Origin of the sequence: Mesorhizobium jarvisii, assembly GCF_003601985.1 — a bacterium.
Taxonomy (GTDB): domain Bacteria; phylum Pseudomonadota; class Alphaproteobacteria; order Rhizobiales; family Rhizobiaceae; genus Mesorhizobium; species Mesorhizobium jarvisii.
The window spans coordinates 151,595-167,271 of the sequence record NZ_QZXA01000008.1 but is presented as its reverse complement, the minus strand read 5'-3'; the positions used below and the strand labels follow the sequence as shown (position 1 = coordinate 167,271).

Below are 15,677 nucleotides of genomic sequence, written 5' to 3'. Positions count from 1 at the left end.
CCTGTCTTGGGCGGCTTTCGGCCGGGAGGCAGGTGCTACTGCTCCTCCACGATGCTCATGCCTTCGAATTCGGGAAGCCAGTGCAGGGCCGACCGGTGCCATTTCTGTTGTGTCGGCACCAGATCCTCGCGTTGCCGCGCGGTGCCCGTCCTGATTCCATAGATCTTCGGGCCGCCGCCAACCGACGTCGCGTAAAGATGCGCCCCGCAGTCGCCGCAAAAGGCCTGGGCGCGCTTGGCGCCGCTCGATCCGGTCTTGATATAGATTTTTGGCGTGCCTCTGGTGATCCGGTAGTGATCCTCGGGCGCGGGAACGGTGACGCGAAAGGCCGTGCCGGTCAATTGCTGGCAATCCGTGCAATGGCAGATCGAGGTCTTTGCTGGGTCGACCTCCGCCTCGTAGGTGATGGCGCCGCAATGGCACCCGCCGTCGATCTTCATGGTCTATCCTCCGAAATCCGTCGCCTGATCTTAGCAAGGCAACGCGACGGGGCAACGGTGCTGCGCTGGTCCAGGACTAATTGGAAGCGGCTTCGATCAGCTTGCGCCGCTGCTCCCAGGTGCCCGTGGTCTGCGGCTTGACGAACAGCCGCGTGATCTCCGGCATCTCCTTCTTCAGCCGTGCCTCGATGCGCTCGACACAGGCTTCGATCTCCGGCGCCGACAGATGGTCCTCGAATTCGATGCTGAGCCCCGCGACGATCTCTTGCGGTCCCATATGGACGGTCAGGACACCGTTCGCGCGCTGCACCGCCGGATCCTGCTGCGCGATCGCCAGCACCTTTTTCTGCACTTCGGGCGAAGCCGGCTCACCGATGAGCAGCCCCTTGCTTTCGCGGGCGAGGAAGATCGCTGTGGCGCCGAGAATGAGTGCGATGCCGATCGAGGCGGCGCCGTCGAGCTCCGGCATCTCCAGCAGCTCCGCCGCCAATATGCCGGCAAAGGCGACGATCAGGCCGAGAAGCGCCGCGCTGTCCTCGAACAGCACCGTATAGACGCTCGGGTCCTTGCTCGACTGCACGGCCTGCAGCCAGCCTTGCTTGCCTTTCTCTCGGCGGAATTCCTTCAGCGCCACCAGCCAGGAGCTGCCCTCGAACAGGAAGGACAAGCCGAGAACGACATAGTTCACCTTGACGTTGGCGACAGGCTCCGGCGTCATGATGTGGACGATGCCCTCGTAGAACGACACGCCGGCGCCCAGCGCGAAGACCAGGAGGGCAACGATGAAGCTCCAGAAATAGAGTTCGCGGCCATGGCCGAGCGGATGCGTGCGGTCGGCCGGGCGCGCGGCACGGTGCATGCCGTAGAGCAGCAGGCCGCCATTGCCGGTATCGACCAGCGAATGCACGCCTTCCGACAGCATTGCCGAGCTGCCGGTGAAGAAGGCGGCGGCGAATTTGGTCAGCGCGATCGCCAGATTGCCGGCGAGCGCCGCATAGATGACCATCTTGGAGCCGCCGTGCCCGGCCATGCGGTCTGGTCCCCGTTTCAACGTGCCCAGTCTAACGGCCGGACGGCCGCAGTTCCACCATAACGCGCCAACGGCCGGGTCGTTCAAGACGCGATTTGTTTGGGATCGGCCGCGGAGACGGCGACTATTCGACGATCTCGTCGGTCCACACCTTGAAGCCGGCCAGTGTCCCCGGTCCGAAAATATGGGTCAGCGGCACATCCGCCGCATCGCGGCCGGAAGCGATCAGGATGCGGCCGATGCGCGGGGCATTGTTGCGCGGGTCGAAGACATGCCAGCGGCCGCCGAGATAGACTTCCATCCAGGCGGCGAAATCCATGCTCGACCACGGCTTCGGCATGCCGATATCGCTGATGTAGCCGGTGCAGTAGCGCGTCGGGATGTTGAGCGCCCGGCAGAAGGTGACGGCAAGATGCGCGAAGTCGCGGCACACGCCGCTCTGTTCCCGATAGGCTTCCGCCGCGGTGCGCGTCGGCCGCGCATTGCCGTAGTTGAAGACGATGTGGTTGTGAACGAAATCGCACACCGCCTGCACGCGCGGGATGCCGAGCGGTGTGTGGCCGAACAGCCGCCACGCTTCGCTGGCCAAGAGGTCGCTCTCGCAAAACCGGCTGGGCAGCAGGAAAAGCAGGGTTTCGGCCGGCAGGTCGCGCACCTCGTGCTGCCAGGCCATCAGCTCGGCCATCTCGAATGTGCCGGGCGCGCGGATCACCGCATCCGTGCCGAAGGTGAACCGTCCGGGCGGCGCGACGAAGCGGTTGCACCAATTGCCGAAACTGTCGCGGTAGCTCTCGATCGGTACCGGCGGGCTGGAAGTTAGGAAATCCGGCCGCTCGAGGTCGGAGGCGCGCGAATAGTGGACATTGAGCATCGCGATGAGCGGCGTTTCCTGCGGGAAGTCGAAGCTCATCTCGCAGCCGATGTGGATCCGCATTTTCGTCCTGACCGGCCTGCCCGACGATCACCCGGCGAAAGCGCGGGTCGATGTTGCAGTGCGAAGAAGAGAATGGCACGGACGGCCATGGTTTACGAGCAAATTAGAAATTGGTTGAAAGCAGTCAGCCTGAGGCTTCCCGCCAGCGCTGCCCTCTTGCAGCAAAGCGTTTCTCTTGTTTCACTTCGCTCCCCGCAACAGGAGGAACGAATCATGGCTAAAGGCGCGATGAAGGCAGGCAAGGAAGCCCGCAAGCCGAAGAAGGATGCCAAGAAGCCGGCGCCCGCTCCCGTCCTGAAGGCGCCGCCGGTCAAGGCGATGCGCATCAAGGAAAAGTAGGCCTCGGCAGGTCAGGCGCGGCAAATCCCACCGGCGGCGTCAGACAATGCCACCGGGTTGATCGGGTATTTGGATAACCTATATCGATAGTGCGGGGACGACCCCGCGCCTCCCCAACAATTCGGTCGGGACGACCCGCCATAATGATCGGCATCTGAGGATCGGATCCTGTCTCCGGCCCGATGCTGGATGGAGCGTTCCGATGTCTTGGACTTTTCTGTTTTTCGCCGGCCTCTTCGAAATCGGCTGGGCGATCGGCCTCAAATACACTGACGGATTTACCAGGCTTGTTCCGACCGTGCTCACGGTCGCCTCGATGATCGTCAGTCTTACCTTGCTGGGCCTGGCGCTGAAGGCGCTTCCCGTCGGCACCGCCTATGCGGTGTGGACCGGCATTGGCACGGTCGGCACGGCCCTGCTCGGCATCTGGCTGCTCGGCGAGCCCGCCACCGCCATCCGGCTTGCCTGCATCGCGCTGATCGTCTGCGGCATTATGGGGCTGAAATTCGCGGCCTGAGCGGAAGTCGCCCAAAAAAGCGCACCTTCCGCACAAACACCTTCAGGGCCGCTGCGGGGCGACCCTGATTCAATGTTCGAACTTGGCTGCGCCGAAGCTGCTAGCGGGCCGAGAAGCCCGGAGGAGCTCGGCCGGTCCGTGCCTTGCGCGCCGCATAGCGTGCGTCACGCTTGGCCTTGCGCTCGGCCTCGTCGGCGAGCAGGCGGGCAATGCGCTCGGTCTCTTCGGCTTCCCGAATTTTGGCCTCGGCTTGGGCTGCCTCTTCGGCGGCGATGCGTGCCGCTTCGGCTGCTGCCTCGCGCTCGGCCTTCTCTGCGGCTTCGCGTGCCAGCTTTTCCTGCTTCAGCCTGGCCTTCTCGGCTTCGCGGATCTCACGAGCCTGGAGGATTGCCTTGCGTTCGGCCTGTCGCGCCAGCACCGCAGGATCATCTGCCGCCGGCTTTGACTTGAAGCGCTCCAGAAGCGCCTTCTTTGCCTCGTTCGCGGCATTGCGCCGCTCGAAAATGTCTTTTTCCCTGTAGATAGCCAAGTCCACTTCCCTGAAGTCAATTCGCGAGGCTTACATACGCGCGAATGCCGAGAGTTCAAGCGCCAAATCGGTATGCCAGCCATGAAATTCCGCGATGTTGCAGCCGGGAGACGCCTTTTGCCGCCCAAACCGACATGCACTGTTCACCGATAGCCCCTCTGGCGGCGAGGCGAGCCGGTGGCTACTTCTAGCGGCAAAACCCAACACCAGGATGACATCACATGGAACTCGGTCTCTACACTTTCGCCGACGTCAGCCCGCAGCCCGGCCCGGGCGCCATCGGGCCGCATGAGCGCTTGCGCAACCTGATCGAGGAGGTCGAACTCGCCGACCAGGTCGGTCTCGACGTCTTCGGTCTCGGCGAACATCACCGACCCGACTACGCCGCCTCCGCGCCAGTCGTGGCGCTCGCCGCTGCCGCCGAGCGCTCGAAGCGCATCAAGCTGACCAGCGCGGTCACGGTATTGTCCTCCGACGATCCGGTGCGCGTCTTCCAGCAGTTCGCCACGCTCGATCTTCTCTCGGGCGGCCGTGCCGAGATCATGGCCGGGCGCGGTTCGTTCATCGAATCCTTCCCGCTGTTCGGCTACAATCTGGAAGACTATGACGAGCTCTTCGCCGAAAAGCTCGATCTGCTGCTCGCCATCCGCGATAGCGTCAAGGTCACCTGGTCCGGCAATCTGCGCGCGCCGATCAACGATCGCGGCGTCTATCCCCGGCCCTTCCAGGACAGGTTGCCGGTCTGGATCGCCATCGGCGGCACGCCGCAGTCCGCCGCCCGCGCGGGCGCGCTCGGCCTGCCGCTGGCGCTTGCCATCATCGGCGGCGAGCCGGCGCGCTTCGCGCCGCTGTTCGACCTCTACCGCGAGGCCGCCAGGCGCGCCGGCAGCGACCCGGCGGGTCTCGCCACCAGCATCAACGTGCATGGCTTCATTGCCGAGACGACCGAACAGGCGGCCGACGATTTCTACGGCCCGCAGGCCGAGGTGATGAACCGCATCGGCCGCGAGCGGGGCTGGGGCCCGACGTCGCGGGCGCATTTCGACCAGTCGCGTGGTCCGAACGGCGCCCTGTTCGTCGGCAGTCCAGAGCAGGTGGCCGAGAAGATCGTCGCCCAGCACAGGATCTTCAACAATGACCGCTTCCTGCTGCAGATGGCGATCGGCGCCATGCCGCATGCCAAGATCATGAAGGCGATTGAACTCTACGGCACCAAAGTGGCGCCGATCGTGCGCAAGGAAACGGCGAAGTCCACGCCTGCGGTGGAAGCGCCCGTCGCATGAGCCAACGGCAAAGCTCCGTACCCGCGGGCCTTGCCGGCTAAAGGAACCTTGAAGCGACGCGGGCGTTTCCATCAACGGACTGCACCAGTTGCGGTGCACCGCTGAGGGTCCATGATGAAAGCCGAACCCGCCGCTACGGGCGCAGGCGTTGCCGAAAGCCCGGATCCGCGCGTCGAGGCCCGCGCGGACACGCATTTGATGCGTTCGCTGCTGGTCGGCATATTCATATTCATGAGCGTCTATGCGCTCTATTTCGGCCGCGCTTTCTTCATGCCGGTCATGCTGGCTTTCCTGCTGGCGCTGACATTGACGCCGATCGTGCGGCTGCTGCGCAAGCGCGGTATTCCCGAAGCGGTTTCGGCGACGCTCCTAGTGCTTTTGTCGATCTGCGTCTTCGCCATCGCCGGCTATTTGCTCTCAGGTCCTGTCATCGATCTCCTCAACAACACCTCGTCGATCGGCCAGCAGCTCACCGAGCGGCTGGCGCAGTTGCGGCGTCCGCTTGAAAAGATCATGCAGGTCTCGCATCAGGTCGAGCAGATGACCGAGACCTCGCAGGAGCCTGGCGTCCAGAAGGTGGCGGTCGCCCAGTCCGGCATCCTGTCGTCGGCCGCCGGCAACATCCTGGCGGCGGGAACAAGCCTGACCATCATCTTCGTGCTGTCGCTGTTCCTGCTCGCCTCGGGCACGATGTTCTACGAGAAGATCATCCAGTCCTTCGCCAGCCTAAGCGAGAAGAAGCGGGCGCTGCGCGTCGTCTATGACGTCGAGCGCGAAATCTCGCACTATCTGCTCACCGTCACCATCATCAATGTCGGCCTCGGTTTGGTCATCGGCCTAGGCCTGTGGGCGCTCGGCATGCCGAACCCTCTGGTCTGGGGTGTCGCCGCGGCATTGTTCAACTTCCTGCCCTATGTCGGTGCGCTGCTGACCATCGTGCTGGTCGCGGTGATGGCGCTGATCAGCTTCGACACCATCTCCTACGCGCTTCTGGCGCCGGCCTTCGTGCTTTTGTGCGACGTGGTCGAAGGCCAGTTCGTGACACCGATGGTGGTCGGCAGGCGTCTCGAGATCAACGCGGTGGCGATCTTCATCGCCATTGCCTTCTGGTCGTGGCTCTGGGGTTTCGTCGGCGCGCTGATGGCGGTGCCGCTGCTGGTCGTCATCAAGGTGTTCTGCGACCATTTCGAGGGGCTTGGCCATGTCGGCAATTTCCTCGCCGCGCAGCAAACCGCCGTGGTCGAGGACGAACCCGTCGAGGAGAACGGCAAGGCCACGGCATAGAAGGAGGGCGCTGTTTGCGGCGGCCGGATCGAATGCCTATATCCGGCCGATCAACGCCCGGTGCCTTCCTTATGAGCGATGCTCCCCCCTTCGACCTCGACGCCTATCTCGCGCGCATCGGTTACGCCGGTCCGCGCGACGCGTCGCTGGATACGCTGAAGACGCTGCATTTCGCGCATCCGCAGGCGATCCCCTTCGAGAACATCGACCCGTTTCTTGGCCACCCGGTTCGGCTCGATCTTGCCGCGCTGCACGACAAGATCGTCCTTGGTGGGCGCGGTGGCTATTGCTTCGAGCACAACCTGCTCTTCATGCATGCGCTGCGGGCGCTCGGCTTCGAGGTCGTCGGCCTGGCCGCGCGCGTGCTCTGGGGCCAGAGCGAGGACGCCATCACCGCGCGCAGCCACATGCTTTTGCGCGTCGAGCTCGATGGCCGGACCTGTATCGCCGATGTCGGCTTCGGCGGCCTGACCCTGACCGCGCCATTGCAGCTGGAACCGGGCCGCGAACAGAAAACCCCGCATGAGCCGTTCCGCATCGTCGAGGCCGGCGATCATTTCCGCCTGCAGGCCGCCATCGGCGGCGACTGGCGCTCGCTCTACCGCTTCGATCTGCAGCCGCAATACGAGGTCGATTACTCCGTCACCAATTACTTCCTGTCGACCAGCCCGACATCGCATTTCCTCTCCTCCGTCATAGCGGCCCGCGCCGCGCCGGACCGGCGTTACGCGCTGCGCGGAAACCGCCTGTCGATCCATCACCTTGGCGGCCGCACCGAGCAGACAGAGATAGCCACCGCCGCCGAACTCGCCGACACGCTGCAAGGCCTGCTCGGCATCATCATTCCGGACCGCACGGCTTTCGAGGCCAAAGTGCGTGAGACGAAGATCGTGGAGACCACCGCATGACCGAACTGTCCGTTCTCGACCTGTCGCCGATCATCCAAGGCAGCGATGCCTCGCAGTCGCTGGCCAACTCGCTCGATCTCGCCCGCCATGCCGAGCGGCTGGGCTACAAGCGCTACTGGCTGGCCGAGCACCACAACATGCCGGGCATTGCGAGCGCCGCCACATCCGTGGTCATCGCCCATGTTGCCGGCGGCACCAAAACCATCCGCGTCGGCGCCGGCGGCATTATGCTGCCCAACCATGCGCCGCTGGTCATCGCCGAGCAGTTCGGCACGCTGGCCGCCCTGTTTCCGGGCCGCATCGATCTCGGCCTCGGCCGGGCGCCAGGCACCGACATGAACACCGCGCGCGCCTTGCGCCGCAACCTCGAGGCCGGCGCCGACAGTTTCCCGCAGGATGTCATCGAACTGATGGGCTATTTCCTGCCCGCGGAGGAAGGCCAGCGCTTGCGCGCCGTGCCCGGCGAGGGCCAGACCGTGCCGATCTGGATTCTCGGCTCCAGCCTCTACGGTGCGCAACTCGCCGCCATGCTTGGCCTTCCCTACGCCTTCGCCTCGCATTTCGCGCCGGCCGAGCTCGATCATGCGCTGGACATCTACCGCTCGCGCTTCCAGCCGTCGGAACAGCTCGACAGACCGCATGTGATGCTCGGCCTCAACGTCTTTGCCGCGCCCACCGATGCCGAGGCACGGCTGCTGTTCACCTCGCTGCAGCAGGCCTTCGTCAATCTGCGCACCGGCCGTCCCGGACGCTTGCCGCCGCCGGTCGAGAATTATGACCGCGATCTCGACCCAATGGCCAAGACCATGCTCGGCCAGGCGCTGTCGTGCGCCGTCGTCGGCTCTCCCGAAACGGTCCGCCAGGGCATCGATGCTTTCGTGCGCCGCACCGGCGCCGACGAGCTGATGGTGACCGCGCAGATCTTCGATCACGCGGCGCGGGTGCGGTCGTTCGAGATCCTGGCTGACGCTCACAAATCGCTGTCGCAAGCGGCCTGACATTTATCCGCTAGATGCTTTTGCCGGCAGCGATGCTCTAACTCTTTGTTTTGACGCAATTCCAGACGGAAAGCCGCTTACACTTTTCCTGGAATTGCTCTAAGTGCGGCGCATCCTTCCGCAGAGCGAGCCTTGCCGTGACCCATGACCTTGACACCCGCACGCAGTTTGCCATCGATCTGGCGCGGCGGGCCGGCGAACGCGGACTCGAATATTTCCGCGATCTGGAAAGCCTGACCATCGAGAGCAAGGGTCATCAGGACCTGGTCTCGCAAGCCGACCGCGAGGTCGAGCTGTTCATCCGCGCGGCGATCGCCAAGGACTATCCGCAGGACGGCATCGTCGGCGAGGAACACGCCTCGGTTTCCGGCTCGAGCGGCTATGCCTGGGTCATCGATCCCATCGACGGCACCGCCAATTTCGTGCGCGGCATTCCGGCCTGGTGCGTGGTGATCGCTTGCGCAAAGGACGGGGAGACGGTCGTCGGCGTCATCCACGAACCGTCGACCGGCGAGACGTTTCACGGCAGGCTCGGTGGCGGCGCCTTCATCAACGGCAGGCCGATCAAGGCAAGTGCCGCGGCCAGCCTGGAAGAAGGCTCGGTGGGGATTGGATTCTCGAACCGGGCCGAGGGCCAGAACATCGCCGTGCTGATCAAGAAGCTCCTCGCCGAAGGCGGTGTCTTCTTCCGCAATGCGTCCGGCGCCCTGATGCTGGCCTATGTGGCCTCGGGCCGGCTGCTTGGCTATGTCGAGGAACACATGAACGCCTGGGACTGCCTGGCCGGCATGCTGCTGATCGAAGAGGCCGGCGGCACCGTCCTGAAGGCGGATCCCAAGACGGTGCTGCAGAGCGGCACGCAGGTCATCACCGGCGGCAAGGGCGTCTTTTCGAAGCTGCAGGACCTGTGCAGGGAAGCGTTCCCGCTCTGATCGCCATTTGACGCGATGGATCGTGGCGGCACCTACGCCAGCTTGGCCAGCAGCTTCATGAAGGTGGCGATCTCCTTGGCCGAGAGCGGCGCCAGCGTTTCCCTGGTGATCTCGCGCGCCAACGGGATCAGGCGTTCGATGGCGTCGCGGCCTTCGGCGGTCAGATTGACCAGCAGCCGCCTTTTGTCGACCTCATGCTTGGAGAGCTCGACCAGGCCGCGTGCCTTTAAGCGATCGATCACGCCCTTCACCGTCGCCGCATCCATGGCGATCAGCGTGCCGAGCTGGTTCTGCGAGGTCTCGCCGACATCGCGCAGCTTGGCGAGTGCCGCGAATTGCGGCGGCGTCAGGTCGCCGATATGCGCGGCGAAGATCGAGACATGGCGCTGGTGCGCCTTGCGCAGGATGAAGCCGACCTGCTCCTGCAGGAGGTAATCCTGGTCCTCGGGCTCTTCGACCTCGACCAGCTTGAGCAGATTGTCCTCGCCGCTCACCGCAGCCCGTCCCAGGCCTTGATGTCGGCTGCCGCCAACCCGCCCATGCGGTTGTGAACCCGCGGCCCGCAGGTCATGGCCAGACAAAAAAGAATCTCGTCGGGACGCGGCCCGTCGCTGATGCCGACTTCCATGGCATCGAAATGGCTGCGCACATAGGCGGCGTTGATGTGGCCGAGCGGCACGTCGAGCTTTGAGCCGAACGCGCCGACCTTCTTGGCCGACGGCACGATCGCCTTGGCGTCGCCGAGCCGCTCGCGCATGGCGTAGCCGCCCGGCACATGCCAGAGCGCGCCATGCTCCAGTTCGCCCGCCGTGCCGACAATGGCGCCCTTGCCGTAGCCATCGATCTGTTTGACGTCGCCGCCCAACGCGGCGACCAGCCTGTCGGAAAGCAGCAGGCCAAGCGGCTTCAGATCGTCCATGGCGCTCTGCAGATCCTCGACATAGCGCCCGGCGAATGGGTTCTTGACCACGGCCATGGCCGCCGCACGCCGGCGCGGCACGTCCGCGACCGGACCGCCATCATGAAAGATCTCTTCGCTCAGCACCGCGATCTTGCGGATCGGAAACTCAGGCATGGGCAACTTCCTCCCTCGGATTTTTGTTGGGCGCGGCAAGCGCCACGGAACCACTGATGCGGGCCTCACCGCCAAGAAACAGCGCCGATCCGGCAATCAGGCCGCGCCGACGAAAATCTTCGGCGACGGCAAGGCCATTGTCCAGCGCCCGCGCCACCTCGCCAGGCGCAAGCGTGCCGACGCCTTGCGTCACCAGCCGCGCGCCGAGGTCGCTGTCGGGCGACAGTTCGCGTGCGGGAATGCGCTTGATGGCGGGATTGCCGGGAAGGTCCACCGCATTGGCAATGAGCGTCGCCGCTGCATCGGCCTCGGCGCCGGTCCGCGCCAGCACGGTGACGGCGTCGGCAATGCCAAGCGAGAAGGACCGGCCGCGCCAGCCGCTGGTGGCGACGCCGCGAACGCCATCTTCCGCGCGGATCGTGATCCGATCGGCCACGCCGTTGCCGGTGCCGGCGACCGCCAGGCCGATCGACCGGCCCTTGCCGAGGTGGAGGGCGCTGTCGCCGCCATTGTTGACATAGGCGCGCTCGAGTTTGCGGTCGGCAAGCAATGCGGCGAGAATTTCGTCGGCTACCGATCCTGCAACGGCGGCCATCGGTGTTATGAAACATTCCGCGAGCGGCATGACGGCCGCTTCCATGCGGCGCGCCGTCGGGCTGTCAAAGGCGCGCGGCGCCAGGAAAAATGCCGGGAGCCGCAATTCGGGAAGCTCCCTGACCAGCTCGATCAGGATCGTCTGGAAGCGCGACACGGCTTGCTCATAGGCCAGACGGCATTCCTGCGCCTCGCCAAAGGCCTCGATGATCAGGTCGATCGGCCCATGGTTGAGATGCAGCCGCTTGCCGTCCTGCAGCCAATGCGCTTGCGGGCCGTCCATCATCCGGCTCCGTTCGACGCGGCGCGCCGCAATTGCGCCAGCGGCGGCCATGGATTGTCGGACGGCGCACCGGTGCCGTGGCGCGGGTTGAGGTATTCGCCGCCCTTGGCGACGATGTCCTCGACGCTGCGGATCTCGGCCTCGTAGCCGCCGAGCCTGACATAGTCGTCGCGGCGCAAGGTGAACTCGATCGGCGCCACCAGCGCCGGCGTCGGCACATAGCCGAAGGCGCCTTCCGGCACGCGCGTCACGTCGACCATCAGCGTGATGCCGCCGCCCGGCCAGACATAGACCGGCGCGCCGCCGACCGTCACGTAGGTCGTCAGGCCTTGCACCGAGCGGGTGAGATTGACCGGGTTTTCGGTGACGCCGGCGCGCAGCGAGCCGCCGGCGCCGCCGATGAACAGCACGGTGCATAGCGCCGGCTCGCAATTGTCCTCGATCAGGTTCACGGACTTCTGCAGCCGTTCTGGAAACGGCTTTTCGACCGGCTTCAGTTCGTCGTCGAGTTCGTAATAGGCGTACTGCTCGCCGGTGGTCGAAACCATCAGCATCGACAGGCTCGGCCGCGCGCCCTTCTTGGCGTTCCACTCACCAAGGATCGAGAGCGGGTCGGAAATCGAGGTGCCGCCCCAGCCGAGGCCGGGCTCGGAGACCTTGAAATAGCGACCCGGCGTCGAGCGGCGTCCGATGATCTTGATGCCGGTGTCCTGCCAGCCCAGCACCTTGCCGGCCTGGTGTTCGGAGACGACGCCGGTGATATGGTCGTCGACCACCACCACCTCGTCGACCAGCCCGCGCCATTGCGTGGCGAACATGCCGATCGTGGCCGAGCCGCAGCCGACGCGCATGCGGTGCTCCTGCTTGCCGTCGATGACAGGTGGTTTGCCGGCTTCGACGATAATGGTGGCGCCGCCATCGATGGTCAGTTCCACCGGCTTGCGGTTGCACAGGTTGAGCAGCGCATCGCAAGTTGCCCGGCCTTCCGCCTTGGAGCCGCCGGTCAGATGATGCACGCCGCCCAGCGACAGCATCTGCGAGCCGTATTCGCCCGTGGTGACATGGCCGATCGCCTCGCCTTGCGAGCGCACGATTGCCGTTTCGGGCCCGATATGACGGTCGGTGTCGATCTTCACCTTGACGCCGCAATACGAAAAAATGCCTTCGGTGACGACGGTGACGAGATCGACGCCTTCGACCTGCTGGCTGACGATGAACGGCGCCGGCTTGTAGTCGGGATAGGTGGTGCCGGCGCCGATTGCCGTGACGAAGCGGCGCCCGGTGTTGACCAGTTCGCCGTCCCATGCCTCGCCTTCGGCGACGAAGGGCACGATTGTCCCGCCGGACTCGGCCGCGTGGTCGAGAATGGTCAGCGGATCCATGCGCACGATCCGGCCGCCGGCATTGCCGTAGCGGTCGCAGGCGCCTGTGCGGCCATCGGCTATGTAGCACATGACCGGGCAGGCATCGCAGCGGATCTTCTCCGCCACCTGCTTCTCGCCGGGGTCATGGGTCTCAAAACGCTCGGCAAGCTCGCTCATGCGCGTGCCTCCTTTTCGCGGATGCCATCTTTTTCAAGGATGCCGGCGCGGATGCGCGTCGGCGTCGCCGGAACCTTGGTGACCAGCACGCCGGTGGCGTGGCGGATGGCGTTGAGGATCGCCGGTGCGGTCGGGATCAGCACATGTTCGCCCAGCCCTTTGGCGCCGAACGGCCCCTCGGGATCGGGAACCTCGACCAGGATGGTCTCGATCGGCGGCACGTCGCCGATGGTCGGGATGAGATAGTCGTGCAGATTCTCGGTGCGGCCGGGAATGTATTCTTCCATCAGCGCCATGCCGATGCCTTGCGCGATGCCGCCTTCTATCTGGCCCTCGACCAGCAGCGGGTTGATCGCCTTGCCGACATCATGCGCGGCGGTGATCTTGATCAGCTTCACTGTGCCGAGCTTGAGATCGACCTCGAGTTCGGCGATCTGCGCGCCATAGCCATAGACGGCGTAGGGCTTGCCCTGGCCCTTGGCATCGAGCGGCAGCGTCGGCGGGTCGTAGGTCTCCTCGGCGCGGAAGACGAAGCCGTCGGCATCCATGTCGAGCGAGGCGAGATCGATGCGGCGCGTGGCTTCGCCCTCGCGGATGACGATCGCCGCGCCGTCCAGTTGCAAAGTTGCCTTTTCGGAGACATTGGCGAAGCGCAGGATCTTTTCCCGCAAGGCCCGCCCGGCTTTTTCGGCCGCCTTCCCGGTCACGAAGGTCTGGCGCGAGGCCGAGGTCTTGCCGGCGTCGGGGCTGATTGCCGTATCGGCGCTCTTCAGCCGGAATTTTTCCAGCGGCAGGCCAAGCGCGTCGGCGCAGATCTGCGTGATGACGGTGTTGGAGCCTTGGCCGATATCGACGGCGCCCTGATGCAGGATGACGGTGCCGTCAGCCGCGATGCCGACCCGGATGGTCGACGGATTGGGCAGCGAGGTGTTGCCGCAGCCATACCAGCACGAAGCCACGCCGACGCCGCGCTTTTTTTCTTCATGGTTGCTGTTGAAAGTATCCGCATCAGCCTGCGCCCGCGCCCAATGCGGCAGCAGGGCCTCAAGACATTCGGCAATGCCGACGCCGGACTCCAGCCTCTGGCCGGTAACCGTTTCGGAGCCGTTCCGAAGGCAGTTTCTCAGGCGAAAGTCGAGCCGGTCGATGCCGAGCTTGCCGGCCAGCTCATCATAGAGCGTCTCCTGCATGATCGTCGCCTGCGGCACACCGAAGCCACGGAAGGCGCCGGAGATCGGGCCATGCGTATGGATGGCGCGGCCCTCGGCGCGGTAGTTCGGCGTCGCATAGGGGCCGGAAGCATGCACCGGCACGCGGTTGGCGACGGTCGGCCCCCAGCTGGCGTAGGCTCCGGTGTTGAAATCGCCTGAAAAGATCATGCCGGTGACATGGCCGTCGGCATCGGCGCCGATGGTCGCCTTCATTTCGGCCGGATGGCGCTTGGTGGTCGACATCATCGATTCGTTGCGGGTGTAGGCCAAGGCGGCCGGCCGGCCGGTCTTAAGCGCCACAAGGCCGATCAGCGGCTGCAGCGAAACGTCGAGTTTCGAGCCGAAGCCACCGCCGGTCGCGGTCGGCACGATGCGCACCTTGTCGACGGGCAGGCCAAGCACCTTCGCCGTGTCGTCGCGGTCCATATAGGGTGCCTGGGTGCAGGCGACGACGACCAGCGTATCGCCGTCCATATAGGCATGGCCGGCTTCCGGCTCGATATAGGCGTGCTCGACATAGGAGGTTTCGATTGCGCCCGTCACGGCAACGGCCGCATTGGCAAGCGCCGTCTCGGGGTCGCCGCGCTCGACGAAGCCGGAGGTCAGCAGGTTCGAAGGGCGGTTCCCATGGATCAGCGCAGCATCCTTGGCCTGCGCTTCGCTGGGCTGCAGGATATGCGGCAACTCGGTCCAGCGGATCGGGAAATCCGACATATCGAGATCGAACATCGCCTCGCGCTCGCCGGCGACCAGCGCCACCGCCTCGCCGCGCAGCCGCGCAAACCCTTCGGCGAGCGCCGGCTGGTCGGCAAACGAACCGATGACGCCGAAACAGTTTTTGCCCGGAATGTCGGCGGCCGTGAAGACACCAACCATGCCGGGGTGCTTGTTTGCCCAGCCGTCGAGATCGCCGAAGGCGAAGCCGGCGTGATAATGCGGCGAGCGGACCACCAGCACGGCAAGCGCATCGGCCGGGAAGGAATCGCCGCCGAATTTCTCAGCCCCGGTCACCTTTGGCACACCGTCGAGCCTGACGGGCGACGCGCCTACGGCATTGCCCGAAATTGGCATTCTGCGGTCAAGGCCGAGATCGAACGAATGACGTTCGCGCTGCTCCTCACCCTCTCCCCGTGAAGAACGGGGAGAGGGGGTCGCCAGCGCTGGAGCTTCTCCCTTCTCCCCGTCACTATACGGGGGGAAGGTGCCGGCAGGCGGATGAGGGGCCGCGCTGTCGGTTGACGGTTCGAATCGTCCTGCCTCCATCACCGCCGCGATGATCTTCCGGTAGCCGGTGCAGCGGCACAGAATCCCGCCCAGCGCATCCTGCACCTCGGTCTCGGTCGGTCTGGGAGTCGTGTCCAGCAGCTCTGTCGCTGCCACCAGCAGCGCCGGCGTGCAGATGCCGCATTGCGCCGCGCCATGGGCGAGGAAAGAGGCCTGCAGCGCCGAAAGACGGCCGTTGGCCAGCCCCTCGACCGTCGTCACCGATGCGCCGGCGGCCGAAGCCGCTGGCATCAGGCAGGCGCAGACCGGATCGCCGTCGACCAGCACCGTGCAGGCGCCGCAATCGCCGGCATCACAGCCGACCTTGGTGCCGGTGAGCCGCAATTCTTCACGCAGCACCTGGGACAGCCGGCGCAGCGGCGGCACATTGACCGAGACGGCGGCGCCATTGACCGCGAAGGCGATGTCGGCGCGGCCGAGACCGGGCTGGACTACGCCCAATTCGGGCCGAGCTTCACTGACTTCAGGCAGAACCTGGTTCATGTCAGGCTGAGC

At 65.1% G+C, this 15,677-nt stretch carries 16 protein-coding genes; 7 read left to right on the top strand and 9 right to left on the bottom strand.

All coding sequences use genetic code 11. The features are described from left to right. Positions 1–35 precede the first annotated feature (35 nt). The 3 genes from D3242_RS21185 to D3242_RS21175 all read right to left on the bottom strand — a co-directional run bounded on the left by D3242_RS21185 (position 36) and on the right by D3242_RS21175 (position 2,404). Positions 36–440: a GFA family protein gene (locus D3242_RS21185; protein WP_038651231.1), complete on the bottom strand. Its 405-nt coding sequence runs from the start codon at positions 438–440 to the stop codon at positions 36–38. Positions 441–516: 76 nt separating this feature from the next. Then, positions 517–1,470, bottom strand: a complete 954-nt coding sequence (locus D3242_RS21180) for a cation diffusion facilitator family transporter (protein ID WP_064985266.1) — start codon at positions 1,468–1,470, stop codon at positions 517–519. Positions 1,471–1,594: 124 nt separating this feature from the next. Beyond that, positions 1,595–2,404: a transglutaminase-like domain-containing protein gene (locus D3242_RS21175; protein ID WP_019862476.1), complete on the bottom strand. Its 810-nt coding sequence runs from the start codon at positions 2,402–2,404 to the stop codon at positions 1,595–1,597. A 72-nt stretch (positions 2,405–2,476) separates the two neighbouring features. Here D3242_RS21175 and D3242_RS33595 point away from each other — a divergent pair, with 72 nt between their 5' ends. Continuing rightward, positions 2,477–2,743 carry a hypothetical protein gene (locus tag D3242_RS33595; protein ID WP_167470445.1) on the top strand — a complete coding sequence of 89 codons (267 nt, stop codon included), beginning with the start codon at positions 2,477–2,479 and terminating at the stop codon, positions 2,741–2,743. 202 nt (positions 2,744–2,945) lie between these two features. Beyond that, a complete protein-coding gene (gene sugE, locus D3242_RS21165) occupies positions 2,946–3,260 on the top strand; it encodes a quaternary ammonium compound efflux SMR transporter SugE (protein WP_010912766.1) in 315 nt (104 codons plus the stop codon). A 100-nt stretch (positions 3,261–3,360) separates the two neighbouring features. On the opposite strand, the gene D3242_RS21160 is transcribed toward sugE, so the two are convergent. Then, complete coding sequence (locus D3242_RS21160) at positions 3,361–3,789, bottom strand: DUF6481 family protein (RefSeq protein ID WP_027047610.1); 429 nt, start codon at positions 3,787–3,789, stop codon at positions 3,361–3,363. Between the two features lie 221 nt (positions 3,790–4,010). Here D3242_RS21160 and D3242_RS21155 point away from each other — a divergent pair, with 221 nt between their 5' ends. The 5 genes from D3242_RS21155 to D3242_RS21135 all read left to right on the top strand — a co-directional run bounded on the left by D3242_RS21155 (position 4,011) and on the right by D3242_RS21135 (position 9,194). Further along, entirely contained in the window at positions 4,011–5,072 is a 1,062-nt protein-coding gene (locus D3242_RS21155) for an LLM class flavin-dependent oxidoreductase (protein ID WP_064985264.1), read from the top strand. A gap of 114 nt (positions 5,073–5,186) precedes the next feature. Continuing rightward, positions 5,187–6,356, top strand: coding sequence for an AI-2E family transporter (locus D3242_RS21150; protein WP_032921437.1), 1,170 nt, complete (start codon positions 5,187–5,189; stop codon positions 6,354–6,356). A gap of 71 nt (positions 6,357–6,427) precedes the next feature. Beyond that, complete coding sequence (locus tag D3242_RS21145) at positions 6,428–7,264, top strand: arylamine N-acetyltransferase family protein (RefSeq protein ID WP_019862481.1); 837 nt, start codon at positions 6,428–6,430, stop codon at positions 7,262–7,264. Further along, complete coding sequence (locus D3242_RS21140) at positions 7,261–8,262, top strand: LLM class flavin-dependent oxidoreductase (protein ID WP_064985263.1); 1,002 nt, start codon at positions 7,261–7,263, stop codon at positions 8,260–8,262. Before D3242_RS21145 ends, D3242_RS21140 begins: the two co-directional genes overlap by 4 nt. Positions 8,263–8,399: 137 nt before the next feature. Next, positions 8,400–9,194 (top strand): inositol monophosphatase family protein, encoded by a 795-nt coding sequence (locus D3242_RS21135; protein WP_064985261.1) that lies wholly within the window; start codon positions 8,400–8,402, stop codon positions 9,192–9,194. A 32-nt stretch (positions 9,195–9,226) separates the two neighbouring features. Here the strand turns inward: D3242_RS21135 and D3242_RS21130 are convergent, their stop codons facing one another. The 5 genes from D3242_RS21130 to D3242_RS21110 are packed head-to-tail and all read right to left on the bottom strand — an operon-like array spanning position 9,227 to position 15,665. Continuing rightward, positions 9,227–9,688, bottom strand: a complete 462-nt coding sequence (locus D3242_RS21130) for a MarR family winged helix-turn-helix transcriptional regulator (protein WP_019862484.1) — start codon at positions 9,686–9,688, stop codon at positions 9,227–9,229. After that, complete coding sequence (locus D3242_RS21125) at positions 9,685–10,269, bottom strand: amino acid synthesis family protein (RefSeq protein WP_064985259.1); 585 nt, start codon at positions 10,267–10,269, stop codon at positions 9,685–9,687. The genes D3242_RS21130 and D3242_RS21125 overlap by 4 nt, the downstream gene beginning before the upstream one ends. Further along, positions 10,262–11,146, bottom strand: coding sequence for a UPF0280 family protein (locus tag D3242_RS21120; protein WP_064985418.1), 885 nt, complete (start codon positions 11,144–11,146; stop codon positions 10,262–10,264). The genes D3242_RS21125 and D3242_RS21120 overlap by 8 nt, the downstream gene beginning before the upstream one ends. Further along, on the bottom strand, positions 11,146–12,687 hold the full coding sequence (locus D3242_RS21115; RefSeq protein ID WP_019862487.1) for a hypothetical protein: 1,542 nt from the start codon (positions 12,685–12,687) through the stop codon (positions 11,146–11,148). The genes D3242_RS21120 and D3242_RS21115 overlap by 1 nt, the downstream gene beginning before the upstream one ends. After that, complete coding sequence (locus D3242_RS21110; protein ID WP_081296170.1) at positions 12,684–15,665, bottom strand: molybdopterin-dependent oxidoreductase; 2,982 nt, start codon at positions 15,663–15,665, stop codon at positions 12,684–12,686. The genes D3242_RS21115 and D3242_RS21110 overlap by 4 nt, the downstream gene beginning before the upstream one ends. Positions 15,666–15,677 lie beyond the last annotated feature (12 nt).